Genomic DNA, 25467 nt, shown 5'->3' on the forward strand with positions numbered 1-25467 from the left:
GGGGTATATGGATCCTTATTTTTTATTCTTTAGTCTCTTCAGCTTCAATGGCAGTTTGTGCATCAACAGGCCTAGTTATGCGCTGAATATCCAAGATAGACACATCCCCTTGCCATCGGCTTTCGATCAAGCCAACGCTTAACCAATAACGTCCATCTGGCACATCAATGTCAGGTAGTGTTGTAGGTAGGCGGCCATCGATCTCTTCCGTCCAGACAGGTGTCCAACTAAGATCATTCAGATCATAAAGGTTAATAGACAACACAGGCGACGGGCATGCTTGATTCGGCAATTGCGACTTTTCAATTCGCCAATTCTTGCTGTCTTTCCAGCCTATCTTTTGCTTGATTGACGGTGAAGTGAGTAATACCCACGAACTCCAACTTTCTTTGTTTTCGTTCGTTAGCGTAATTTTATATAAGCCGCCCGCAATAGGAAGTTCCAGTCGTTTCGTTTCAACAGAAAAGTCACCATTTTCTTCACTTACGGGCGAACTAGAAATAAGTGTGCTGTCAGGCCAGCGTGCAAACGTCACATCTGTAATAGGCACACGAGCAGCCCCAGTTACCGATAGCTTCAACATCACTTGGTTCAAATTCTGAATGACTTCACGACGAATCGATAAATTCGACAACCAGTTCGGCAAAACATTTTGGGTTAAGCTGCGGCCACAGTCCTCTGTGATTGCTAGGTTTAGCAAGTCATCAAGATTATTGCGTTGTTCTACAGCGGGGCTTTGTTGCCATGCTTGAATGATGGTATCGAAACTTTCAGATGTGTTTCCTTCCAGCAAACGCTGATGGGCAACCGTGTATAAATCTTGTCCTAAGAACCATTGTGCGAAAACACTCGGTGTATAAAACACCGAGTGAAGCATAAATAGACACGCTGAAAGCCGCAGCAGCTTCATTAATCAGCCGCTTTCATTCGATAGCCCACACCACGCAAGGTTTCAATTTCAATGCCCGCCAGTTTTTGACGAAGCTGTAGAATATGAGTATCAACGGTTCGCGTGGTTGGATAGTGATTGTACCCCCACACCTGATCCAGCAACTCATCACGAGTAAATACACGCCCTGCATGCTTAGCTAAAAAGACAAGCAGTTCAAATTCAGTCCGTGTTAGCGTGATACTTTCATCATTATGAGTAACTGCACGGCTATCCAGATCAATCGCAATTTCGCCCACTTTAATAATGTTAGCGGCTGGCGCTGTTTTGTCGCCATTACGTAAATGTACACGAATACGTGCAAGTAGCTCTTCTTCCGCAAAAGGCTTAGTCAGATAATCTTTAGCACCTGAATCTAGTCCCATAACCTTATCGGTTACAGAAACCATAGCAGTAAGTAAAATAACGGGCACTTGCTTGATCGTAAGCCAGCCATCAAGGTAAGTCAGTGAATCACCTTCTGGCAGTTGGCGATCTAGCACGACTAAATCGGCTTTACCCCACAAATCAGCAACCTTTGTTGCACAGTCGGCATATAAACACTCGTAGCCTGCTTGTTTCAATCCTTCGAGCAAACCATCAGCAAGGTTGTGGTCATCTTCAACCAGTAGCAGAGTTTGATTCACACGGTATCTCCAAAATAAATGTGGTAGGTGGGCCAATCAGTTTCATGCGCCCCCCCATTCTACGTATCATCGATTCAACAATTGTAAGACCAAGCCCTAAGCCTTTTTCACTAACAAAGGGTTTGCGTAATCGGGACCAGTCTTTAGCCCCCAACTGACCATTATCTTCAACCTTAATGATCAGTTTTCCATCCTTGAACGATGACGTTAATGTAATTGGCGTTACGCCATATTTTTGTGCATTAGATAATAAATTATCTATACACGTACCAAGCCAGTATACGTTGAGTGACACCGCTCTATCTTCAGGCAGTACCAAGTTAACGTCATACGGCTCAGCCAAGTATTCAATCCATTCGTTAAACGACTCGACAGGCGCAACGCTTAATTGTTGCTGGTTCGCCTGTAAATAGTCTTTACTGGCTTCCGCCAATTGGCGCAAACGCCGTGAATCATCGGTTAACCTTCTGAACTCATCATAGAGTGATTCAGGCAAAGCATCAAAATGACGGCGAAAACCTTCAACTGTCATCGCTAAACTAGCGATCGGTGTACGCAGCTCATGCGTCAGTATTTGTAATACCAGCATACGCTCTTGCATTGCTCTTCGTCGAATACGTAAGCGGTAAACACCCCAACCCACTAACAAAGCAATATTAGCTACCGCTAAGCCAACCAGTAAATAGAAAGTGACTTGCGAGCGATCTTCGTCTTGCCAGCAAACATTACCCGTTTTTGCTAAACAAAAATCGGTATTGTCTAAGCGTTTAAACAAGATCTGGTAGCGTTCTAATACCACCGACCAAGTTGGCTGACCATAGACATGGTATTCGTTGCCGTTACGGATCCACAATTCACCGTTAGACACAAATGCCTCAGCACCCGCAATGAAGACATCGATCTCTTCACTATTCATGCGCTGTAAACGACCTAACTCAGTATTGGTTGGTGCTAGCGGCTTTTCTTGAATATGAAGAAAACGCGACAAACTCTCAGCTTTATCTGGGTGGTGCTGAATATATCGGTATGCATAACTACCACCACCTGGATGAATATAACCTGAACGAATAAACCAGCCTGCTGGCAATTTAGTGTTATTACAAATTGCACGTGTATAGACCACAGGTTGCGTCACAAGCGGGCTAACAGGCCAAGGTCCTTTACAGCTTTGCGCACTAGCATAAAGCCGGGTCATTGATTTAAGAGGATATTTTGCCGTTTGCGGTAACAAGTTCGAAGGCTTTAATAATGCATGTGGGTATAAACTTTGTAGCTGGCGGAAATCATACGTTGCTAATGGTTCGCTCAACAATAAATCAGAGCGAACAGCATCTAAACGTTCAGGCAAGCTTTGTACTGACGCCGTACAAGCCGCTGAAAAGAATAGTGAAAGTAGCAAAGCAGTTTTTTTCATGCGATTAGTTTAGCACTCAACACTGAGTCAATGTCAGAAAAATGTCATCGATAACAACAAGTAAAGCCGAATATTGAAAAAAACATCTAATTTTGTTCAAGAATTGGTCAACTCACCAGGCGTGACACCATACTGGCGCTTAAATGCTGTAATAAAATTTGACGGGTGGTTATAGCCCGCCATATACGCCGCTTCACCAATTGTTATCTTCTCTTTGTCCATCGCTTCTTTCACTTTAGCCAGCCGTCGCTGTCGTATATAGTCAAACACAGTACACGAGAAGGTATCTTTAAACTTACGCTGCAATGCACTCACACTCATCGCTGATTGTTTCGCTACCTCTTCAAGCGTTAAATCAGTATGTAAATAAGACTCTATATACTCTATCGCAGCACAAAGTACATCGTAGTGTTCGCTTGATGTATGAATCGGATCCGTAATTTGCTGATAGCTTGGCTTGATCGGCATCTGAATAACATCATTTACCATTTCACCAATAATCGCGGTGACGCGTGTTTCAATATAAATATTACGCTGCCATTTATCATCGAAATCAATGGCGGTCAGCATCTCGTTACAGTAGCTCAACACATTTTGAGAGGGTTGCCATTCTACCGTTGAAAGATGCTGACTAAAGTGTTGCCAAAAGGCATCTCTCGATCCACTTTCATCTGCTGGCGTACGTTCAAACCAAGCATGAGGGACAATAATATTGATTTTTCGCACTCGCCCTTTTGTTAAATAGCGTCTAAACGAGCAACGCCTTTTAATATCGACAATCACAGCTGTCGGTACGGGGTCTGTAGAGCTAATCGACGATGCGCAGCGCACTTGCCCACGTAAATGAAAATCTTGCTCATCATAACCAAAACCTAATTGACCATCTAACACTATGACCATGTGCAGTGCTCTGCCGGCAGTTGCTAAGACAGTAGTATTAGCGAGCTCATGAATATCGCCGCCCATAACGGAAATGCCCGAAGGAAATCGTTCGGCTAAGAATTGCCCCTCAACTAACACTTTACGCTCAGTTTTTTGCGACGTAATAATTTTTTGAATAGGGGTATTGGTGCTCGCACGTGTTGATTCAGATTCAGTGCACTCAGCACGATTATTCTTACTCTCTACCTCTTCAACCTTTGATGTCATAACGACACGTCGTCCCATCACGGATGAAGTTCGATTTCCGTTTTCATTACTGTCCCCTATCACTGTTCATTCCTTTTGGTGCTTCTAAACATTTTGCATCCTATTCTCGCTTTAAATATTTGGGCGATGATTTGTCATAACCCACAGACGATTACGCATTACGTTAATTACTTCATTCTGCTTTGATTGCAACATATTATCAATCGCGAATAAATATCATTAAGATCATTACATAATGCGATCGTTAGGGATTAACATGCCAAGCCATAAAAATAACAATCAAAGCCATAAGTGCTCATCTACATCATTTCGCCAATCAATGCCGCTATCTACGCTTAGTTTTTCTATTGCTGCTGCATTGTTTTGTCAGCCTGCCTTCGCTGATGATCAGCAAGATGTCACCTCTCATATGGAAGAGGTTGTCGTATGGGGTACAAAGGTCTCTAGCTCGTCAGAGTACCTAGGTGATGAAGACATCTCCGTTAAACAAGCGGATCACCTTTCAGACTTATTACGCGATATTCCTGGTGTCGATGTGGGCGGCACTCACTCCGTCAATCAGCGCATTAATATCAGGGGGTTTAACGAAACGGATTTAGACATTCGTTTAGATGGCGCCTCTCAATACGCCAATATGTTTCACCACATAGGTAACCTCACACTTAACCCTGACATTATTAAAGCTGTCGATATTCAAGTGGGTGCAAATTCTGTTGTGAATGGTGGCCTTGGTGGCGCGGTTCATTTCGAAACCAAAAATGCCAAAGACTTATTACGCCCTGATGAGCAATATGGCGCACGTGTTTTTGGTGGATATGCCAGTAATGACGCACAACAAGGGTCAACGACGGTTTATGGCCAATTAACCGATACCATTGACGCCATGCTCTATGGTTACATGATCAAACGCGGGAATTTCAAAGATGGTGAAGGCAAGGAGACAATCGGTGCTGAAGGCAAAGTTAACAACATTCTCGCTAAATTAGGCTGGGAGCCGACAGATAAACAGCGCTTTGAATTAACCTATGATCGCTATCGTGACAAAGGCGACTATAGCCCGCGGCCTGATATGTCAGGCGGCGCGAATACCTCGCTATCAAAAACAACGCTTATCCCTACTCAATATGATCGAGACACATTAACGCTAAACCATCGCTATAACCACAACGAAGCCTTCAGTATAAAGAGTAGTTTATATAGAAATACCATTGATCTAGAACGTGATGAATCTGCTATTCCTGGCCGCTGGCCAAGTAACCGTCGTTCCGTCAACACTGCGATTAATACCAACACTGGTGCTCGCGTAACGGCCACAAGTGAACTAACACTCAGCAGCATTGATAACCGCTTCACCTATGGAGTTGACTATAATCAGCAAAAAAGTAAGAGCCAATATGGTGCGGGTTCTGCGTTATCAGAAAAAGGCACAGCCAGTGCTGTTTTCCTACAAAACAGATTCCAATTCACAGAAGCATTCTCAATGACACCAGGGATCCGTTACGACCACTTTAAACGAGATGCTTTCACAAGTAATACTTCGTTCAGTGATGTAACTTGGGCACTGGCAGCCGACTATGTACTCAATGAGCATGTTACTTTCTTTGCAAGTACGCGCTCATTATTCAAAGCACCACAATTGCTTGAGTCCTTTATTAAATACCAAGAAGTGGCTTATCTTGCCGATGATATCAAAGCTGAAACGGGGCTAAATACCCAAGGTGGTGCTAAGTTCAGTTACGACATAGGACAACACAGCTTTGCGTCTAACCTCACCGTGTTTAAAACGGACTTAAAAGACCATTTAGAAACAGGCTATAACCGCGCTAAACGCCAGTACGATATTTATAATAACGGTGATGCTGAAATTAAAGGTTTTGAAGCCAGCATTTTTTATGGGTATGACGCCTTTAGTTCTAAATTGTCTTACGCTAAATCTGATAACAAGAATACAACGAATAACACCCCTATTCTTGATGGAAACAAGCGAAGCACCGACATGGGTGACAGTATTAATCTGAGCCTGGATTACACCATTTATGATCTAGATTTATACCTAGGTTGGCGTTCGCAGTTTGTACTAGAAGAAGATAATGTGATGACAGGTACTGCAGTCAAAGATGCTTACAATGTGCATAACCTCTTTGCGCAATGGGCGCCGCACCAAGTGGATGGCTTAGTCATGACATTTGGTGTCGATAACCTATTCGATGCGCAATACGCATCGCATGCTTCTCGCACAGGATCGGCACGAGGAATTGATTTAACTGATAATGAACCAGGTAGAAACATTAAAGTCTCCGCTGCTTATCAGTTCTGATCATACCGATATGCGTTAAATGGGTATTTGACGACATACAAGACAAAAAACCAGCCAATTGGCTGGTTTTTCATTATTCAAATGCTTACAGGCTGATATTAATCTTCAGCGCTTGGGTTAGCAGGCTTACGTTTCTTAGGCATAAACACGTTTTCACCCACAGCCACGTTATCGTAAAAGCGCTTATCCACTTTCTTCTTCGCTTTTGGTGCTGTTGATTTCTTCGCTGCAACAGGTTTGTTTGTCGTTTTCTTCTTAACAAACTTCTTCTTAGGTGCAGGTTTAAGTCCTTTGAACTTACCTTCTAGACCTTCAATCGTGGTGAATGAAATGTCTTGCTGTAAGAATGATTCAACATTCTTAAAGCTACGCCAGTCTTTAGGGCCAATTAAAGAAATCGCATCACCTTTGTTACCCGCACGGCCAGTACGACCAACACGGTGTACATACTCTTCAGCGTGTTTAGGCATATCGAAGTTGATAACGTGCGATACGTTGTCGATATCAAGCCCACGAGAAGCGACATCTGTCGTCACAAGAATCTTATGACATACACGCTCAAACTGACTCATGATGCTGTTACGTTGCGTTTGGTTTAAGTTACCGCTCAATGCGACAGCTTTTAGCTTACGCTCGTTCAGCTCTTTTGTTAGACGTTCAGTATCATCACGCGTTGCAGTGAAGATGATAACTTGCTTGTAATCTTCCGTTTCAAGGATTTTATCCAGTAATGCTTGCTTGTGATCTAGGTGATCACACAGCATGAAACGTTGGGTAATGTCTTTATGTTCTTCTGCAGAGCTACCAATGGCAATTTGCTTTGGTGCATCTAGCATATCGGTTGCAATATCCAATACATCATTATGGTCCAGCGTAGCTGAGAACATTAATGTTTGACGACGACGGTGGTTGGCCGCGTTGTGGATACTGCGTAAATGCGCTTCAAAACCAAGATCAAGCATGCGGTCTGCTTCATCAAGAATTAGCATTTCTAGACCATCAAGGTAAGTACTCTTGTGCTCAAGGTGATCGGCAAGACGACCCGGCGTTGCAACCACGAACATAGGGTCTTTACGTAGTTCTTTAACTTGATCGTTAAAGTTTTCGCCACCAACAATTAAGGCACCATCGTATGGTGTGCCTGCGTTCAGGGTGCGAAGCTGAGCAAAAACTTGTTTCGCAAGCTCACGTGTTGGCGTCAATACAACCACACGCGGATCACGACGAGTAAATGGCTTACTACGGTACATACGCTGCATCGCAGGCAGTAAAAATGCCAATGTTTTACCAGAGCCCGTTTTTGATGAGGCCAACAAATCCTTGCCAAGCATGGCTACTGGAATTGCTTGTTGTTGAATTTCAGTCGCTTGATCAAACCCTAGGTTGTTGATTTTTTTTAACAGTCGCTGGTCTAATCCAAGATCTTTAAAATGCAAAATGATGCTCCGGTAAAAACGCTTACAGCGTTATAGATGTACAAATTTGTTTAATTACTCACCCATAGTGACTTTGGTCACACTGGAGTGAAAAATGTTAGCAACGGATTATAACACAAATTCTTAGCCGATAATCTAGTGTAAAGTATAGAAAAGTCAGTTAAATCCCGATTGTCACCAGTGTTAACGTCAATTGAGTAATCCCAAACAATGAGAAATAGGCTATTCCTTCTGAAGCACATTTTTGCCATAGTTAGCAATGTCTTACAGGTATAGGGAACCATATAATGAAGTTTTTACCACCAGCCCTTCCCCATTATTTAGCCTTAATCTTTAGCATTGTGTTTATAGCCTTAGGTATTAACCCCGTTTTTCGTGAAGTTTGGGTGGCGGAAGTTATCCCAGTGATCATCATTTTTTTGTTTCTAATGTTCACTTATCCTAAGTTTCAGTTTAGTCACACCGCCTACATACTGATGTTTTGCTGGCTCATCGGCCATACTGTCGGAGCGCATTATACGTTTGCGAATGTCCCCTTCGATTGGTTTAACAGCCTTCTTGGCACTGAACGTAATATGTTTGATCGTGTAGCACATTTCACTGTTGGTTTTTACGCCTTTCCCATCGCAGAATGGCTAGTAAGACGTGGGGAATGCAAACCCAATCTCGCGGCCTTTTTCGCTCTATTTGCGATTATGGCTGTCGCGGCAGGTTATGAAATTATTGAATGGTGGTACGCCATTATCGCTGGTGGCGAAGCTGGAATTGAGTTCTTAGGGTCACAGGGCGATATCTGGGATGCGCAAAAAGATATGCTTGCCGATACGCTAGGCGCAGTTTTTGCTCTCGGTCTTTTTTTCATGATCAAACCATTTGATACCAATAAAAACTGATGCATAAAGCAGCAAACAAATCGCTTCTTTAAAGCTCCCTTCCTTAAATAAATACTAGCAATTACTTTCAAACATAAAGAGACGTTAATTGAACCTCTCTTTATGTTTACCCGAACACACCAAATCGTAGCTAACGCATAATAAAAAAGGAGGCTTCATGCCTCCCTCATTATATTTCTATTTTGGCTTTTTCTATTATGTAAATTCTGCAGCAACAAAGCGATTACGCCCTTGTTCCTTCGCTTTGTAGAGCACCTTATCTACGATCTGATACATGTTTTCTGGTGTTTCCAAGCCTGTTGGTACCCAAGAAACCATGCCTTGACTTACTGTGATAATGTTAGAGGTAGTCGATTTTGAATGGGGTATTTCGAGTTTCTTGATACATTGCTTCAAACGTTCACACTCTCTTACTGCTTGCGTTTTATCACAGTTACTGATCAAGACCACAAACTCCTCACCACCATAACGAGCAGCCAACTCACCAGCTCGACTAAAAGTAGATTTGAGTTCACCAGCAACCAGCTGCAAGCACCTGTCACCTTCCAAGTGACCGTAGTAATCATTAAAGGGCTTGAAGTGATCGACATCGATCATGATGATCGTCAGCGAAAAGTTGTTCCGACCATGCATTGAAATGAGCTCAGCCAATTTTTGATCTAAATGTCGCCTGTTCGCTAATTTAGTTAAGCCATCTTCATTCACTTGCTGTGAAAGGCGCTCATTCGCTTGCTCTAATTGTACTGAAGCTTCTTTGAGTTTGTGTCTCATGTGCGCAATACGTTGCATTGCTTTAAGTTTTGAGGCCAAGACAATTTTATTGACGGGTTTTACCAAATAATCGTCGCCGCCCATATCAATAGCTTTAGCAATCATTTCTGGCTCATCGTGGCCACTTAAAAAGATGATGGGTACCCATTCTTCATGCTGCAGGCGAAGCTGCTTCGCCACATCAACACCACTCATATCGGGCATACTGATATCGAGTAACACCAAGTCAGGATCAAACAATGGGTACTTTTCTATGGCTTCATGGCCAGATCCCACAGCTTCGACAACATGACCAAGACGCTGTAATCGCATAGCAAGTTGCATACGCTCTAAATGAACATCATCAACTAATAAGACACGCATTGCTTCCATGAAAGCATCCTATTGATATAAATAGATTTGTATATTGTTATTTATAGCACATATATCTAGCCTTCCTAGGCGATGTCGTCACATAGGTCATTTTGTACACATCAGCGTGACCTAGATTACAATTTTGAGCTCAGATAAGTGCGACTCTTCACCGCTTTAGCCATGATAAGCCGTGAATGCTCAATAAAATAAACATCTTATTGACTTTTATCGGAGGGGCATTAGGATTCCCCTCCTTATTCATACTAAGCTGTAGGAACTCTCTATGTCTGAGATCGAGAAAAAAGACGAGCAAATCGTTGAAGAAACAAAACTATCATTGGATGACTGTTCACCAGAACTTCGTCAAGTAGCGGCGTTTGAAGAAGTTCCTGAAGAGCTAATTGAAATGCTTGTAAGTGTTTATAACGTTTCTGAGTCATCTTCTCGTGAAGCGTGGAATACACTTCCAGGTAGTGCACAAAATGTTCTTGATAACTTCGAACAATTCCACGCACTTGTTGCATTAAGCCAAACATACTCTGGTGTTGATTTCCTTGGTGAATTCCAAGATACAAAACTACCTGAAGATATGAGCGCTGAAGAGCAAGAAGATTACAAAGCAGTACTATTAGACAAAGTACTAACTAACTGCGTGAAGGATTTGACTAAGCAGCTTAAGCAAGCTCGTCGTAATCCACCAATGAAGCGTGAATTCCAGGAAATTTTCAAAAAATAATCCTGTAATTAAAGGGAAGGAAACTTCCCTTTATCGTTGCTATCCTGTAATTTCTAATTAGTTAAAACAATGATGAACATAGCTAATTAATACCTGTTCACACCATAAATACCTGACAGCAATATTCTTGTTAATTTCAGTGTATCTCGCCCTATAGTTAACCATAGCGATAATAGAAATATGTCTCAGGCCGAACAAATCAAATTTCCCACTGGTGTTTGCTTTATTCCAAGCCTAGGTATTATTAAATCTGATAATGCAACGCAAGAATTAAACCAATCTGAGCGCTGTATTCTTAATTATCTGCTAGCGCACAGCCATCGCCCCTCAACGAAACAAGCTCTAATTAAAGCTGGCTGGCCTGAACGTGAAGTTACAGAAGCATCGCTGTTCCAAGTAATACGTTCATTGCGAATAAAACTACAGGAATCCAAAAAGGGCGAAATTATAGAGACGGTGCCACGTCTTGGTTATCAAATCTGCCATTTTGAAGTTCTCGCGCTAGGTGAGTTACCTCACGATAAAAAGACAAATAAATCAAGCCGTACTAAGCGTATCAGTTATTCATTTCTCGCAGTCATCTGTGTGTTTGTTATCATCATTGTATTATTCAAATATGAATCAAGCCCAACACTGAACCTGCAAGACTTCCATTCCCGTCAGATTTCATTAGACACAAACGAAATACTTGTTGTTGGTAAAGATGACGATGTACTGGATGATCTCACCAGTAAAATGAATGCGCTTTATCAGTCTTATAATGCTCTACATAGCCCACGTATTCTTGAAAATCACCGGCTTTACATTTATAAAAATGAAGACATTTATTCAATCGCTTGGTGTGAACTTGATGATGACAGCACATGCATAAAAGGCACGGACCTGTCCTATAGCATGCGATTGAAAGACTGGCCGACCTTTGAAAATTACATTCTGAGTAACGAAGGCGAGTTAAAAGACACGGCCAAAATTCAGACAGACTTTGCACGTCAACCCGCGGCAAAAGTGTTTTTGAATTATATTGATGATTCAAAAATTCAATCAAAAGTGATCCATTATTTCATTTCTAACGAACCAAATAATGCTTTTAAATACTCATCTATCTCTTATATTGCCAATAAGAATAGTAAGCTACATCACGTGCTTTCTATTAAAGCTGCAAACTACCAAGCAATACCAACTGATGACATACCAAATGTGATGGCTTACATTAAAATCACCCCAGAAATGTTCCACTGGGCCTATCAACCAAACAAAACGAATAGCCTTAACCAGTCTTCACTTGCCCTAGAAAATGAAAAGCACGAGCAAGTGATCTACGATGGACGCCAAGTTGCATTCAACCACTTGCTTTACCACCATAATCATCTAAGCCTAATTTTTTGTGAGAAATCAGGTTTATACTGGGTACACGCTACCAATGAACAAGATGTCTTATTTAAAACCGCGATAGACTAAAAAGATCCCAACCGCAATCAATGTACCTGGAATCAAAATACTCCACATGATTCCTGTCCAAACCAAGCCCCAAAGCATTGCGGCAGCAATAAGAAAAACAGCGGCCGTTTTTAGCGCATCTTTCCAATGTCCGCTCATCACAATATCGACGATGCCTGTCACTCCTAGCAGTATCATCAAACCAGGCCACCACCACTGTGTGAGATACAACAAACCGAATCCGATAAGAAACACCCCAGAGGAAACACCGTCTCTGCCTTTTGTTTTCAAACCAAACATGCCTACTCCCCTATGGTTATGCTGACGATAGTCAATATTGCTTCTACTCTATGCTTAGCGCGCACCGTGAGCAACGAAGAATACAAAGTTAAGCTATGGTTATTACTACCTTTTCGTCAAGATGTGATCTGCGCATCTCATGTTATAATCACTTAATAAAAAAATATTTTAAATCTTTATAATCCAACAAAGCAGGCACGTGGTTCCATGATTTTCCCAACAGTGAAAAATAGAAAACGCTTCATTGTTTTTCTTACAACAGTTCTCTTCTCTGGGTGTGCGGTATATGCCGGCCTAAATTACGATCAACTCTACGGTGAATCCATACCTCGCGATCGTATTGCGCCTTCGTATTCTAAAGTTGCAGAACACTACCTCACCGAAGTTAAACCTATCATTGAAAACCGCTGCGTTGTTTGCCATGCCTGCTATGACGCACCGTGTCAGCTGAAAATGTCATCGGCTGAAGGTATCGATCGCGGTGCCCACAAAGAGAAAGTCTATGAAGGGACACGCTTATTAGCCTCCAACCTCACCCGTATGTTCATTGATGCGCAATCGACCGAACAATGGCGAGAGCTTGGCTTTAACCCTGTCCTAAACGAACGTGATCAGTCTGCGGAAGCCAACACACAAGCTGGTGTTATGGCACGTATGTTACAGCTAAAACAAGCCCACCCTTTGCCAAATCAAAAAGTGCTGGATCATGATGAATGGGACTTTTCGCTAGATCGCGATCAGCAGTGCCCAACCATCGAAGAAATGGCCAAATACGAGCAAGATTATCCTGAATGGGGTATGCCTTATGGCCTGCCGCAGTTGGCTGATAATGAGAATAACACCTTAATGTCTTGGCTAGAGGCTGGAGCACCAATGGCAAGCGTACCGCCAGCGCCGCAATCAACACTTGAAAAAGTCAAAGATTGGGAAGCCTTCCTCAACGGTGACTCTCTCAAACAGCAGCTAACCAGTCGTTACATTTTCGAGCATCTATTCGTTGCACACCTGTATTTCGATGACGAAGAGCAACCTGTATTTTTCAACTTAGTTCGCTCACGCACCGCGCCTGGTAAACCTGTTGACCTTATTGCGACTCGCCGCCCATTTGATGCCCCTAATGTTGATCGTGTCTACTACCGTTTCGTTCAAGTTCGTGAAACTATCGTTGATAAAACTCACATGCCATATGCCTTGAGTGACGCCAAAATGGCACGTTTAGAAGAACTCTTCCTAACACCGAATTACACGGTCACAGAGTTACCAAGTTACGATCCTGTCTCTTCTGCCAACCCTATGGTGAGTTTTACCCAGCTTCCTGTCGAAGCTCGCTACAAATTCATGCTAGATAACGCTCAAAATACCATTATGGGCTTTATTAAAGGCCCTGTATGCCGTGGGCAGCTTGCGCTTAATGTTATTAATGATCGCTTCTGGGTGTTTTTTGTTGACCCAGATATGGCAAATCTTCCTAGCGTGAATGCTTTTTATGAGCGTCAAGCACATAACCTTCGTATGCCTGCCGAGAAAGAAAGTAATACTCTGCCAATTACCAGTTGGTTGAGGTATGCAAAGCAGCAAGGGGATTTCCTTCGCGCTAAAAATGATTTCATGGAAGCAACCTTTAAAAATGGTGAACACCTTACCCCACAGGTTATTTGGGACGGTGCTGGTATAAATCCAAATGCATCGCTGACCGTCTTCCGCCATTTTGATAGCGCAACTGTTACTAAAGGCTTAGTTGGTGAGCAGCCAAAAACTGCTTGGGTATTAGATTACTCACTACTTGAACGCATACATTACTTACTTGTTGCTGGGTTCGATGTATATGGTAACTTCGGCCACCAGCTTGTCACACGCATGTATATGGACTTTTTGCGTATGGAAGGCGAATCAAACTTCTTATCGTTATTACCAGAAGAAGTACGTCATCAAGAACTCGCAGATTGGTATCAGGGCGCGAGTACAGATCTAAAGCACTTCATTCAGGGTGATATCAACGAGTTTGAACAGCCATCAGGTATTAAATATTTAACAGATACACCAAAAAAAGAGCTATTGGATAAACTGAAAGCGCACTTAGCTCAAGTTCAACCTACCCGCTATGATCTATCAACAGCAGCGTTGAGCAATCAAGGGATCGCAGCGTTAACAACCATTGGTCGACTCCAAGGTGAACACGTCAGTCTTTTCCCTGAGTTGAGCTATATCATGGTTGAGCCTAACGATACCAATACCGCCCCACAGCTATTTACCTTAGTACGTAACAGTGCCCATAAAAATATCTCTAGCCTATTTGATGAAGAATCTAATCGACTATTTAGTCGTGACAACGTCACCTTAGTTAGAGGCATATTAGGTAGTTATCCTGGTGCATTCTGGTACGTAAAAGAAGCCGAACTTCCAGCGTTAACCGAGAAAGTATTAGCAGTTAAGTCAGAAGAAAGTTATCGAGCACTACTCGATGAATTTGGTGTTCGCCGTACCAGCCCTGAATTCTGGCCTTTCAGTGATCGTTTGAATCAAACTTACCAAAGTAATTACCCCATTGAGTCAGGCTTATTGGATTACAACCGAATTGAAAACCGCTAAATAGCATCCTAGGTCGATACCGCTCAGTAACGATAAAGGTCAGCATAATGCTGGCCTTTCTTATATTGGGTATTTTCAGCCTGGTTGATAGGTAATACCAATCTGGGTAAGTAAATGTTCAGGTGATTGCGCAGGAAAAAGCACTGAAAACAAGGCGTAGATTGCAGATAGCCAGTTGTTCTATCAACAAAACCTATAACGCAGTTATCATTGATTTTAACCAGTAAGAACGATCAGTTACTTAGTTAGATTGGTATAAAGTTAAGTGAATTGTAAACAATTGAAAATATGACGCATAAGCATGGAATTCATAAATAACCAATGACACAATACGCATATATTAACAACTCGTTAAATAGGCGTAACCATGAGCACAAAAACCACAATTTGGGATGGCTTCATTCGCGGCTATCATTGGCTGCAAGCCATCTGTATCGCTGGGCTTTGGTATACAGGGACTGAAGGTTTAATGGATTGGCACTTTTCTATTGCCTACGGACTATTAGCCTTACTTATTACACGTTTGATTTGGGGCTTATTTGGCAGCGAGACTGCTAAATTAGCAAGCCTGTTCCATTCTCCGAGAGCAGTCATTCAACACCTCGGTGAGCTTCATCAGCCAAAACCTGCCCACACGGCTCACCCACATAAAAGCGATATCGGCCATAACCCAGCAGGGAGCTACATGGTCTTGGGTTTCTTTGTACTCATTGCCGCACAGCTCACTACAGGCTTATTTGCGAATGATGATATCGTATCAGAAGGACCACTTGCTATGTATGTCAGCGGTGATTTGAGTAGTCGGCTAACTGAGCTTCATGCCCTAAATTTTGACTTCCTACTTGGTGCAATTGGTTTACACCTTGCCGCTATTTTGCTGTATCGCTTAAAAAGCATCGACCTTATTGGCCCTATGCTGCATGGAAAAAAGGAACTCGCAGATCAGGCTGCGCCTAAAATGCGCAATGGTGCAATTGGTTGGGGTGTTTTTGTGGCAGTTGCCACAGCTATTTACTTCTTGTGGGCCAAGGACATTATCATTTACCTTTTCTAGCCCCAAACAAATACCATAGATCCATTCATCAACAAGGGCAGTCTAGATGCTGCTCTTGTTTTATCTTAACAAATTCAGGCTTGGTATAACTCAAGCGGTAAGCCATCAGGATCGGCAAAAAAAGTAAATCGACGACCAGTAAATTCATCCACTCTGATCGGCTCAACACTGACGCCTCTAGAAACTAGGTATGCTGTATAATCATCTACTGATGCAACAGTGAAGGCTAAATGACGTAGACCTTGCGCTTCTGGGTAGCTTGGTCGTTGTGGCGCATCAGGAAAAGAAAAGACTTCCAACTGGCTGCCATCGGGTAATTGTAAATCCAGTTTGTATGAATCCCTTGCGTGCCGGTAATTTTCAGCAACAACATGCAACCCGAGTATTGATGTGTAGAAATGCTTTGATTTCTCGTAGTCAGAGACAATAATCGCAACGTGGTGAATGCCGCTTAGCTGCATCTCTTAAGCCTTACTTAACAATTAATCGAGCCATAATAAATATCAGAAACAGCCGCCTTTTCAAAATTAAACTCAATCTCAGCCGGCTCAGCACCTGATGTATCCATCTTCATAAACGGTTTGACATAGATACCTAATGATCTAACGTTCTTAGCTGGCACCTCGATCTCCGCTTTATACCAGCGAGAAATAACTTCCCCTTGCCTTCTTTCAAAAATCTGTACAACAGCAAATGGATAGACAGATGATTTATCATCATTAATAACAACTCGAATATTCTCTTTCATCTGGAGCGCATCTGCTGAATCAGCAACTGACGATCGCGCTACCAGAGTAAATGATAAAGGCTCGTCTTCAACATACGACGGAAAAACAGTCATTGTTGAGTCACTCAGGGTTTGCTTCAAGCCATCGTATTTAGCGGCATGATAGCCGCAACTTTGACTCGCAACTAATTCACTCGCAGCTGTGTTACTGGTCGCTGTGTGAATAATAGGCTGCAGATAAACACGTTCAGTTGGGTAGACCACACAGCCTGTTAGTGAGCTAGCCATTAATAATGCGTTTAACCACTTCTTCATCACTTACTTCCTATCGCTATTCACCAGACGCTCACCGTATTTAGAATGGTATATCGCCGTTCAAACAAGATTATGAACATCGTTCGAAATATTGCAAGATGAAAAATCGATACGAATAAAGCCTTTTGACATTTTTTCGACATGGCATACCATATAAGGTGTTAGCCTTATCTGTTTTGCTATTCGAAGGAATGTAATATGAAAAGATTCTCTTTATTCACTGTCTCAATGATCGCATTGTGTCTACTTGCTTTCAGTAGCATTGGTTTCTTCGGGTTTAAAGCTTGGACCGATAACCAATATGGGGAGTACAACTTAACGAATGGTAAATCGAAATTTATAGCGAATTGCGCGGTTTGCCATGGTAACAAAGGGCTCGGTGATGGAATTGCGTCAGGAACACTGACAATTAGTCCAGACAATATCTATGATGAACTTAAAAACCCATTTGGCCTGAAACAAGAACTAATCAGTTCAGTACTTGATGGTGATAATGGTCAAGGCGGTTTGATGCCAGCATTTCAAACCACACTTACAGAAAAAGATGTGAACGATATCTTTGGCTACATAGAAAGCGTAAACCTGTAGACGTTTTCAGCGACAAAAGCTGACTCCAATGAAAAGTTAATCATCAATGTTGCAATCAACTAGCAGCACTTTTCATATTGAAACAATCTGAATTCATCATTGGGTTCAGGTTGCAACTCACCCACCTTCACATAGCCCTGCTTCTCATAAAAATGGTGGTTACGATAAGACTTATAGGGCGTAACCAATGACCATTGTTTTGTCATTGGGTAACACTGTTCAATTAACGCAATGACCTTTGAGCCAAGTTGCTTATCTTGAAAATCCCCAGTGATATAGAATAACTTTATCTCGGTTTCGACATCCGTTGTTGGAACCGTTAATATCCCACCCGCAAGTTCATCGTTGTAATAAATTTTGTAGTAGTGCCCTGTTGTGATCTGGGCTAAATGCCAATCAATGTCCTCAACACCTGGTGGAAAGCCACCATACTGTTCAAAATCGGGCGTGAATGCCTCCATACAAAGTGCTTTAAGCACTAAAGCATCTGCCACATTTGCAAGCTCAAGTTTAGCAACCACTATTCACTACCATCTCTATTCAATAAGACTCGCTATTTTGCACATTATTAACAGAGTGAAAACGATCTTTCGTTAAATATGCGCCATACACATCAAAGAAGATAACCCAAAGTGATGGTCAGTAGTATAAGCCGGTTTGTTCTTGTAACCTTGGCTCACAGCAAGATAAGTTATCTTTCAACCATTGAGTAAACTGCGCTTCACTTTCATCTTTTACGCTATGCTCACTCATCGTTTTATCTTCACTCAACAAAATATAGCGATGCCCCGATAGCATAAAACCAAATGGTGCGATCAAATTACCTCTTTTTAGATCATCGACAACAAGCGGGTACGAGCCGATTGCCGCACCTAGACCATCAACAGCAGCTTGAAAGCAAAAATAAAAGTGTGCGTAGTCTTGATGAGTTTGACCAAAATCGAGCACACCACCATAATTTGCCATCCATTCATTCCATGCATGTGGGCGCGTTAAGCTACTCAGCTTTTTTATGCTACTTAAATCATTTTTAACTTTCTCCCAATACTCGGGAGAAAAGACGGGGCCAACCCACTCATCAACCAAATGGGTTTTCCTATAGTCATGTTCAAGCTCAAAATCATCACGTCGAATAGCCATAGATAACCCCGAAACGCCTAAATTCACGGGGCCACCGGCGGTGGATAACCGAACATCAGTGCCTGTTTGGTGATGAAAGTCGGACAAACGCGGCATTAGCCAGCGCATGGTCAATGTCGGCTCACACGACACCTCTAAGTGTTGATTCTTTAGTTGAGACAACTGTGCAACGCCTGTTTCTAACGCTTGAAATGCCTGCTCTGTATAACCTTTCAGAAGTATTCCTTCTTTCGTTAACATCACATTCCTGCCCTGCTTAACAAACAAGGGGTGAGCTAAATAGGCCTCTAGTACTTTTATCTGCTTACTCACAGCACCGTGCGTTATGTTGAGCTTTGACGCAGCCTCACTGAAGGTGGCAGATGTCGCTGCCACATGGAAAACATGAAAAGATTTCAAATGTCTCATCTGTGAATTTATCTCACACATCGAACGATATAGTTTCGATTATAGAGAGCAGCAAAGCGACTTACAATGTAGCTCTATCTCATCAATAACGATTATTTGGAGTTAATATGGAGTTTCTAAGTCTAGCGGCACTAGGGATACTGATAGTGATAAGTCCAGGTGCTGACTTCGTCTTAGTACTGAAGAACAGCCTTAATCAAGGAAGACAAGCTGGCATCTGGACAGCGGCAGGTGTTAGCGCTGCTATTTGTGTTCATATCGGGTACTCGATGCTGGGAATAAGTTACTTAATCTCACAAAATGAAGTACTTTTTAACCTTGTCCGCTATTGTGGTGCCGCGTATTTAATTTACATTGGTGTGAAGAGTATTATCACGGCAAAAGCCGATGTTGGTTCTCTCACCGAGAGTCATAAAAACCAAAGTAACAGGCAGCATTTCATCCAAGGCTTTTTGTGTAATGTGCTAAACCCCAAAACAATGCTTTTCTTCTTGAGCATCTTTAGCCAAGTGATCGCCTTAGATACAGGCAGTTCACACATGGCACTCATGTACGGCATCTATATGATCGCACTACACGGTTTATGGTTCAGCATAGTCGCGGTTGTTTTTACCTCGCCTGTTTTTCAAAAGCAGCTTCTAAAGATGAAAAAGAAATTAAATCAAGCTTGTGGCGTTGGGCTTGTAAGTTTCGGGGTCATGCTAGCAGCGAAATAATAACTAATGCAGCAATAGTTTGATAGCAGTGCTAAGGTAGTGATACTACAAGATAAATGACACATTAAGTGGTGTTATCATGCACGAAATTACAACAATGGCTGTCACTGTTTTTATGGGTTTCTTCGCCATGATGAATCCAATTGCCAATACTGCTGTATTTGTTGGTATGACTGGTAATCAAACAGCTTCTCAACGACAAAAAACGGCCGTTAAAGCCTTAGCGACTGCTTTTTTTATCATTGCCGCGTTTAGCTTTTTAGGTAAAGGGATTTTTGAACTGTTTGGAATAACACTCCCTGCACTTCGGTTATCTGGTGGAATATTGGTATTTTTAGTGGGCTACCACATGCTACAAGGTAGCCCATCTAAGCTGCATACGCATTCTCCATCAGACGCGACAGATACAGAGGATGAAGCTAACGACGGTAAAGACATTGCCATCTCACCGCTAGCTTTACCTATCCTTGCAGGTCCAGGCACTATTGCAACTGCGATGAACTACTCGGCATCGGGTGAAATGTTACACATCATTATTACGATCACCGCTTTTGCCTCTCTTTGCTTAATCACTTTCATTTGCTTCTTATACGGACCTAAGTTAATCGATAAAATTGGCGAAAGTGGCATTAGCATAACGACACGACTTATGGGTTTAATCTTAACGGTCATTGGCATGCAAATGCTAATCCAAGGCGTACATGACGCGTACGTATTGTTATTCCAGCATTGAGTATTCGCCACGAGCAACAGTAATACATTTTAAGCTACCTCTTTTTCGGAGTAGCTTTATTCCAGAGTGAACTTATAATGCTCATCTCAATTGCCTTCGGACTTTTGTTATGAGTAAAAAACCAGACAGAATGACGGCGATGCAGCAAATCATTGATGCTGTTAAGCAAGAGTTCCCAATATACCAAGAAGACACTTTTGTTTGTGGCCCAGATAACAGCTGCATGGGATGCCCCAAAAAACTCATGGAACTGGTCGATACCGATCTGACCTACTGGGAGCACCAATTAAGCCGTGGTGTATCACCAACATTCGATGAAATTTACCAATTTGGTAAAATGTGTAAGAACATTCGTCGCGCGCTAGTGCGCAATAATCGAATTCCAGCCTAATCGCTCAGCCAATTAACGAATCTATCGTTGATTGGCTGTGTTTATTCAAGCATCGCTGCCAACCTTGTCCTCGCTCATTTCACGATCCAAGCTAACACCTAAAAGAAAGCTGTTTTAAAACGCCTTCTCTGGTTCTTCGTTATACGCCCCCCACCGAGTAAAGACGCTCAACGAAAGTCAGCTAATTTTTAATTCATTCTACGACGAATCTATTAGACTTTATACGCCTTAGTTTTTAGACTAACCTTCCTTTTTGACAGCACAATTAGCAACCATCACCGCCATGAACATAACTCGTTTTCTATCGTTTATCGCACTTATACTTTTACTTTCTGGGTGTTCATTGCTCGAAGTAAAATTAGACTCTCAGTCAACGCCTCTTACAACGCAAGAGCTCAATATCCGCCTACTCACACGCGAATATAGCGCTGTTTTCTTTAAACATGTAGAAGAAACCGCTGATGATATCGCAACTAAAAATACCGATAATGATGATGTTTATACCTTTGCCATTCTTTGGAAAATATATGCGCATGAAGGGTTACAACAATCTGCTTATCAAATTTCACCGTTCGCAGGCCTTATTGATAGCTGGGTATTCACCCGCCAAATGGAAATGTATTTCACCTCTGGTGACGGAAACACATTATTTGGCACCGAGCAAACCATTGCTGTTAATACCAGCCACCAGCTCGCGATTGAAATAGAGAAACTCGCCAAACGCGTGCTGAAGCCTCAACAATTTAAGCAATCACGCACTTTTGTGAATAACTTCGTTACCAATCATCCTTTTGATAGCAACTCCTTTGCTCGCACACCTGCATTTAATGACTGGCTAAGCTATAACAAAATTGATGAAAGTGAGGCTATCACTACCATAGGTACTATGCCTGAGGCACTTGGTGATTTATCTGATCGCTTAAGTAACCTATCGAGCTTAAGCCCTAAACTATTAACGTGGAAAGCGGAACTACTCGCACGTAATAGCCAAATCGATAGCGAGCAACTAAGTCGAACGTTAGAAAATATCAATCAGTCATCGCTAAAGTTTCAAGATTTTGTGGTCAACAATCCCGAATACATGAAAGTGTTAGCAGCTGAAATGGGGAAAGTGCTACAGCCATTACTGGACGATTTTGATAAGAAAGCAGACACCAAGCTGGGTGTGATTTCACAAGAACGTTTAGCGTTAGAAGTGATGGTTGAACGTGAGCGCATTGCGATTGGGGAGATGGTGACGGTGGAGCGCGCTAATATAACGAAAGATCTTGATGTGATTGCACAGAATGTTGTGCAACGTGCCATAGAGCAATTAACAATTATGCTATCGGACATTCTTGTCTATCTGATCTTATTTTCGTTGGTGATCTTTTTCGCACCGTTTGGATTAGGCTTTTTGATGGGAAAACGTTATCAGCGCCCTGTTAAAATCAAACAAGCATAATTGCTGAGATAGCTTTCTACAGAGCCCGCTAAAACGATTAAAGGCGAACCGATTAAGGTTCGCCATTAAACTTATTATTGCTTAGTTAATATGAACACATCCACTTTCTTGGCATTGCCCTGATAAGCTTCTTCATAAATATAGCCAGAGGCAAACTCACCGCTATCGCCGTAAAATTTCACAAAAAGATCGCCTTGTCGTCTTCTATTTTTATCATAGAGTTTAGACATAAAGCTTTGGCCATTAACCTCAGCATCAACACATGTATATACATCTCGGCCAGAGACTGTACATGCAGGATCTCCCTCGTTTAAGCTTAGTGTTACACGGCCAAGCTTCACTGTTAATGGCTTTTCATCTTTAGGTAAAGCCGAGTAAAAAAGCTCCCCACTATAATTTGAACCTAGATCTGCTTGGCTTCGAGTTGAATTGGCAGAGAAGAACGTTGTATAAAAACTATCATCATACATGTGTTCTTTACTTGTTCTATAAACCTTCACATAACCAGCAAAGCCAACAATATTATTCTCTTGATCCCTTTTCACAATGAAATCATGTCCAGCATCTGAAGCCTGAACATACTGCGCTTCAGATTGCACAAAGACCTCAATGTCATCCCCGCGATAGACTAAAGTAATGTCCCGATCTTCTACTAGGATATCGCCACTGTTAACTGTTTTTGAACTATGAGACGTTGAACTCCCCAGCGTAACAATCTCAAAGCTCGTTAGTGCGCGATTAACATCAATATTAAAATCAGCCTGAATATTAGCAAATGTTGCGGTGATACTAGCCTGGCCAATATTAACACCTAAGATCGCTCCACTATTGCTCACAATGGCAATGCTCTCATCATCGCTTGACCACAGAGTATCACTTGTAATATCTATCTTAGAACCGTCACTGAAAGTACCAATTGCCTGCAGCTGTAATTTATTGCCTTTAGGTAAATGATGTACTCCTCTCTGTGCAGAAAGAACGATTTCCCCGAGTGAAACTGTCGTCGTTACAATTGGTAATGATGCACTCTTAATACTGCCATACTGAGCGCCTATTGTTGTTTCACCTTCATTATGTGCCTTAACAACACCGAGGTTTGTTATTGTTGCAATAGCATCATCTTCAACTGACCAAACAATACCATCTCGTAATTCCAATTCGACCCCATCACTCAAGGTACCCACAACCACCATTGATTGTGTAAAGCCAACGGGAATTGGATGCAAAATGCTCTCATTGGGTTGGATTCGAATCTTCGTAAAGACGGCATCACTAACTGTAACTTTTAATGTATTACTTTCTTTCCCATTAAAGGTTGCTGTTATTATGGCTTTTCCTAAGTTAATCCCTCTCACGACTCCATCTGCGTCGACACTGACAATGTTTGGATCACTTGTATGCCAAACAACGTCTGAGGTGGCCTCTTTTTGACTCATATCATTATATGTCGCCATTGCCGTTAGCGGGAATGAAACACCTTTCGGTAGATCACCTGAAAAGTCTGAAGAAAAATCAATATTAAAACGCCAAAGCCTTGCCTCTGAAATACTAAGATCAATCGCATTACTTTTTAAACCTTTATACAAGGCCATTATTGTAGCGGTTCCTTCCTTAATACCTTTGGCTACACCTGTATCATTTATCGTTGCCACCGCAGGATCAGAGCTTAGCCAATTAACCTCTTTGGTAACGTCACGTTTTGATTTGTTTTCGAAATAGGCGGTAGCACTAAAAGGTGATGAAGATTGAGTTGGTATATTTGCTGCCGACGTTCCCGATATATTCTCGTAACTAACCTCTACTGATACGATATTATTTGTGGTTGCTGTGGATGTAGATGTAGATGTAGATGTACCACTGTTACAACCAAGTATAATTAATGAACATAAAACAAGTAGTTTACGCACAAAATTCTCCTATATTTTCTGTATAACTCTAATTATTAAAATACCGATCACCTATTAAGACTCGCTATAACGAAGCCAACGTAAATAGATGTTTTGTATGGAAGAGAAAAAGATTAAACAGTATCTTGCACTTACTTGCAAATGATAACAGCTCTCAAACAGTGCTTGTTTTCTATGCGTTTTTGCTGTCTACAGCGCACCATTAGAAGCGTTATTTTGACATCAAAACGTTTGTTATACATGGTTGAGACTTGCTTTATACAAAAAGTAGCGCACTCAGAGCGAGCATAAAGCACTAAATATCATGCACTTAACAAAAAGAGTCAACCTTAACCCAAAGTGGCGAGATGAACAAAATGCGGGATCTGGCTATGTCGACTAAAGCTAGTTTATTTAGATCATTACGACTCTAACTAAATTTAATACGAGTATTTTTCTTAAACTGTATTATTTAAGCATAAGTGGAAACAGTATTATTACGAATTTGACATAATATGAAATCGTTAAAAATCACGTAATGATGAATAAATGAAGGCAATCAATAAAAAACACATGACTTTAAATATGTGATATTAAAAATGAAGAATTTAAATATTAGAGATAGCGTTGATTTTAATGCTAAGAATTAACAGCTTGATATAACTGAAACGGAGGGATAATGACCATAAATGACAACGCTTACTTTATACTCAAATAGCACCTATAGAAAAGGCACCCAATTGGATGCCTTTTTATTTTTATACTGTCCCTAGTTTTGCACTAAGCAATCTTAAGCGTTAGAAATCTAAATCACCATACTCTGGGCTATCGTAACGCGATCGTACTGGACGACGCTTCTTCTTCTTAGATTGTGAATTGAACTCGATAAATTCATTTTCACCATCAAATTTAGACTTAGACCTTGAGCCTTTAGAAAATTTTTGATCTAGCTTAGCCATTTTCGTTTCCTGAAAACATCCAGAGTAATAAAGGTTAAATTGAATCTAAACAATATACGTCAGTTGATATTGCGTATTACCGTTCGTTCAATGGCATCATAATCGTCGAATATGACAGAAATACTAAACTGTCCG

General features: G+C 41.7%; 24 protein-coding genes. 11 read left to right on the forward strand and 13 right to left on the reverse strand.

The window, feature by feature from the left end; translation table 11 throughout:
* Positions 1–22 precede the first annotated feature (22 nt).
* The 4 genes from OCU77_RS19165 to OCU77_RS19180 all read right to left on the reverse strand — a co-directional run bounded on the left by OCU77_RS19165 (position 23) and on the right by OCU77_RS19180 (position 4201).
* Entirely contained in the window at positions 23–910 is an 888-nt protein-coding gene (locus OCU77_RS19165; RefSeq protein ID WP_048897904.1) for a DUF2861 family protein, read from the reverse strand.
* On the reverse strand, positions 910–1575 hold the full coding sequence (locus tag OCU77_RS19170; RefSeq protein ID WP_048897905.1) for a response regulator transcription factor: 666 nt from the start codon (positions 1573–1575) through the stop codon (positions 910–912). Before OCU77_RS19170 ends, OCU77_RS19165 begins: the two co-directional genes overlap by 1 nt.
* Positions 1550–2989, reverse strand: a complete 1440-nt coding sequence (vxrA, locus tag OCU77_RS19175) for a sensor histidine kinase VxrA (protein ID WP_107302636.1) — start codon at positions 2987–2989, stop codon at positions 1550–1552. Before vxrA ends, OCU77_RS19170 begins: the two co-directional genes overlap by 26 nt.
* Before the next feature lie 96 nt (positions 2990–3085).
* The gene (locus OCU77_RS19180; protein ID WP_144414889.1) at positions 3086–4201 is read right to left on the reverse strand and encodes a helix-turn-helix transcriptional regulator; all 1116 of its coding nucleotides are present in this window, start codon (positions 4199–4201) and stop codon (positions 3086–3088) included.
* A 256-nt stretch (positions 4202–4457) separates the two neighbouring features.
* Between OCU77_RS19180 and OCU77_RS19185 the strand changes: the two genes are divergently transcribed.
* Complete coding sequence (locus OCU77_RS19185) at positions 4458–6455, forward strand: TonB-dependent siderophore receptor (protein ID WP_315972522.1); 1998 nt, start codon at positions 4458–4460, stop codon at positions 6453–6455.
* Positions 6456–6553: 98 nt separating this feature from the next.
* Here OCU77_RS19185 and OCU77_RS19190 read toward each other — a convergent pair whose 3' ends face one another.
* Complete coding sequence (locus OCU77_RS19190; RefSeq protein WP_048897907.1) at positions 6554–7891, reverse strand: DEAD/DEAH box helicase; 1338 nt, start codon at positions 7889–7891, stop codon at positions 6554–6556.
* 287 nt (positions 7892–8178) lie between these two features.
* Between OCU77_RS19190 and OCU77_RS19195 the strand changes: the two genes are divergently transcribed.
* Positions 8179–8784 carry a DUF2238 domain-containing protein gene (locus OCU77_RS19195; RefSeq protein ID WP_048897908.1) on the forward strand — a complete coding sequence of 202 codons (606 nt, stop codon included), beginning with the start codon at positions 8179–8181 and terminating at the stop codon, positions 8782–8784.
* 195 nt (positions 8785–8979) lie between these two features.
* Here OCU77_RS19195 and OCU77_RS19200 read toward each other — a convergent pair whose 3' ends face one another.
* The gene (locus OCU77_RS19200; RefSeq protein WP_048897909.1) at positions 8980–9927 is read right to left on the reverse strand and encodes a diguanylate cyclase domain-containing protein; all 948 of its coding nucleotides are present in this window, start codon (positions 9925–9927) and stop codon (positions 8980–8982) included.
* A gap of 265 nt (positions 9928–10192) precedes the next feature.
* On the opposite strand from OCU77_RS19200, the gene OCU77_RS19205 reads away from it, so the two are divergent.
* Positions 10193–10645, forward strand: coding sequence for a DUF3069 domain-containing protein (locus OCU77_RS19205; protein ID WP_048897910.1), 453 nt, complete (start codon positions 10193–10195; stop codon positions 10643–10645).
* Between the two features lie 180 nt (positions 10646–10825).
* On the forward strand, positions 10826–12103 hold the full coding sequence (locus tag OCU77_RS19210; protein ID WP_107302634.1) for a winged helix-turn-helix domain-containing protein: 1278 nt from the start codon (positions 10826–10828) through the stop codon (positions 12101–12103).
* Here OCU77_RS19210 and OCU77_RS19215 read toward each other — a convergent pair.
* Entirely contained in the window at positions 12080–12382 is a 303-nt protein-coding gene (locus tag OCU77_RS19215) for a hypothetical protein (RefSeq protein ID WP_048897912.1), read from the reverse strand. The two genes, OCU77_RS19210 and OCU77_RS19215, sit on opposite strands and share 24 nt — an antisense overlap.
* A gap of 207 nt (positions 12383–12589) precedes the next feature.
* Here OCU77_RS19215 and OCU77_RS19220 point away from each other — a divergent pair, with 207 nt between their 5' ends.
* Positions 12590–14971, forward strand: coding sequence for a fatty acid cis/trans isomerase (locus OCU77_RS19220; protein ID WP_048897913.1), 2382 nt, complete (start codon positions 12590–12592; stop codon positions 14969–14971).
* Between the two features lie 367 nt (positions 14972–15338).
* Complete coding sequence (locus OCU77_RS19225) at positions 15339–16025, forward strand: cytochrome b/b6 domain-containing protein (RefSeq protein WP_048897914.1); 687 nt, start codon at positions 15339–15341, stop codon at positions 16023–16025.
* A gap of 74 nt (positions 16026–16099) precedes the next feature.
* Here the strand turns inward: OCU77_RS19225 and gloA2 are convergent, their stop codons facing one another.
* Complete coding sequence (gene gloA2, locus OCU77_RS19230; RefSeq protein WP_048897915.1) at positions 16100–16486, reverse strand: SMU1112c/YaeR family gloxylase I-like metalloprotein; 387 nt, start codon at positions 16484–16486, stop codon at positions 16100–16102.
* Positions 16487–16500: 14 nt separating this feature from the next.
* The gene (locus OCU77_RS19235) at positions 16501–17067 is read right to left on the reverse strand and encodes a hypothetical protein (RefSeq protein ID WP_048897916.1); all 567 of its coding nucleotides are present in this window, start codon (positions 17065–17067) and stop codon (positions 16501–16503) included.
* Positions 17068–17265: 198 nt separating this feature from the next.
* Here OCU77_RS19235 and OCU77_RS19240 point away from each other — a divergent pair, with 198 nt between their 5' ends.
* Positions 17266–17655 (forward strand): c-type cytochrome, encoded by a 390-nt coding sequence (locus OCU77_RS19240; protein ID WP_048897917.1) that lies wholly within the window; start codon positions 17266–17268, stop codon positions 17653–17655.
* A 59-nt stretch (positions 17656–17714) separates the two neighbouring features.
* On the opposite strand, the gene OCU77_RS19245 is transcribed toward OCU77_RS19240, so the two are convergent.
* Together OCU77_RS19245 and OCU77_RS19250 are read right to left on the reverse strand one after the other, a co-directional pair.
* Entirely contained in the window at positions 17715–18176 is a 462-nt protein-coding gene (locus tag OCU77_RS19245; RefSeq protein WP_107302633.1) for a GNAT family N-acetyltransferase, read from the reverse strand.
* Positions 18177–18294: 118 nt separating this feature from the next.
* Positions 18295–19203 (reverse strand): LysR family transcriptional regulator, encoded by a 909-nt coding sequence (locus OCU77_RS19250; protein WP_048897919.1) that lies wholly within the window; start codon positions 19201–19203, stop codon positions 18295–18297.
* 107 nt (positions 19204–19310) lie between these two features.
* On the opposite strand from OCU77_RS19250, the gene OCU77_RS19255 reads away from it, so the two are divergent.
* From OCU77_RS19255 to OCU77_RS19270, 4 genes are all read left to right on the forward strand, one after another.
* Entirely contained in the window at positions 19311–19919 is a 609-nt protein-coding gene (locus OCU77_RS19255; RefSeq protein WP_107302632.1) for a LysE family translocator, read from the forward strand.
* Positions 19920–19998: 79 nt separating this feature from the next.
* A complete protein-coding gene (locus OCU77_RS19260) occupies positions 19999–20652 on the forward strand; it encodes a MarC family protein (RefSeq protein ID WP_048897920.1) in 654 nt (217 codons plus the stop codon).
* Between the two features lie 109 nt (positions 20653–20761).
* On the forward strand, positions 20762–21043 hold the full coding sequence (locus tag OCU77_RS19265) for a hypothetical protein (RefSeq protein WP_048897921.1): 282 nt from the start codon (positions 20762–20764) through the stop codon (positions 21041–21043).
* A gap of 283 nt (positions 21044–21326) precedes the next feature.
* Positions 21327–22487 carry a chemotaxis protein gene (locus tag OCU77_RS19270; RefSeq protein WP_048897967.1) on the forward strand — a complete coding sequence of 387 codons (1161 nt, stop codon included), beginning with the start codon at positions 21327–21329 and terminating at the stop codon, positions 22485–22487.
* Between the two features lie 74 nt (positions 22488–22561).
* Here OCU77_RS19270 and OCU77_RS19275 read toward each other — a convergent pair whose 3' ends face one another.
* Both OCU77_RS19275 and OCU77_RS19280 read right to left on the reverse strand, forming a co-directional pair.
* Positions 22562–24394, reverse strand: a complete 1833-nt coding sequence (locus OCU77_RS19275; protein ID WP_048897922.1) for an Ig-like domain-containing protein — start codon at positions 24392–24394, stop codon at positions 22562–22564.
* A 776-nt stretch (positions 24395–25170) separates the two neighbouring features.
* Positions 25171–25332, reverse strand: coding sequence for a hypothetical protein (locus tag OCU77_RS19280; protein WP_162845616.1), 162 nt, complete (start codon positions 25330–25332; stop codon positions 25171–25173).
* Positions 25333–25467: the final 135 nt, after the last annotated feature.

This window comes from Photobacterium swingsii (assembly GCF_024346715.1).
GTDB lineage: Bacteria > Pseudomonadota > Gammaproteobacteria > Enterobacterales > Vibrionaceae > Photobacterium > Photobacterium swingsii.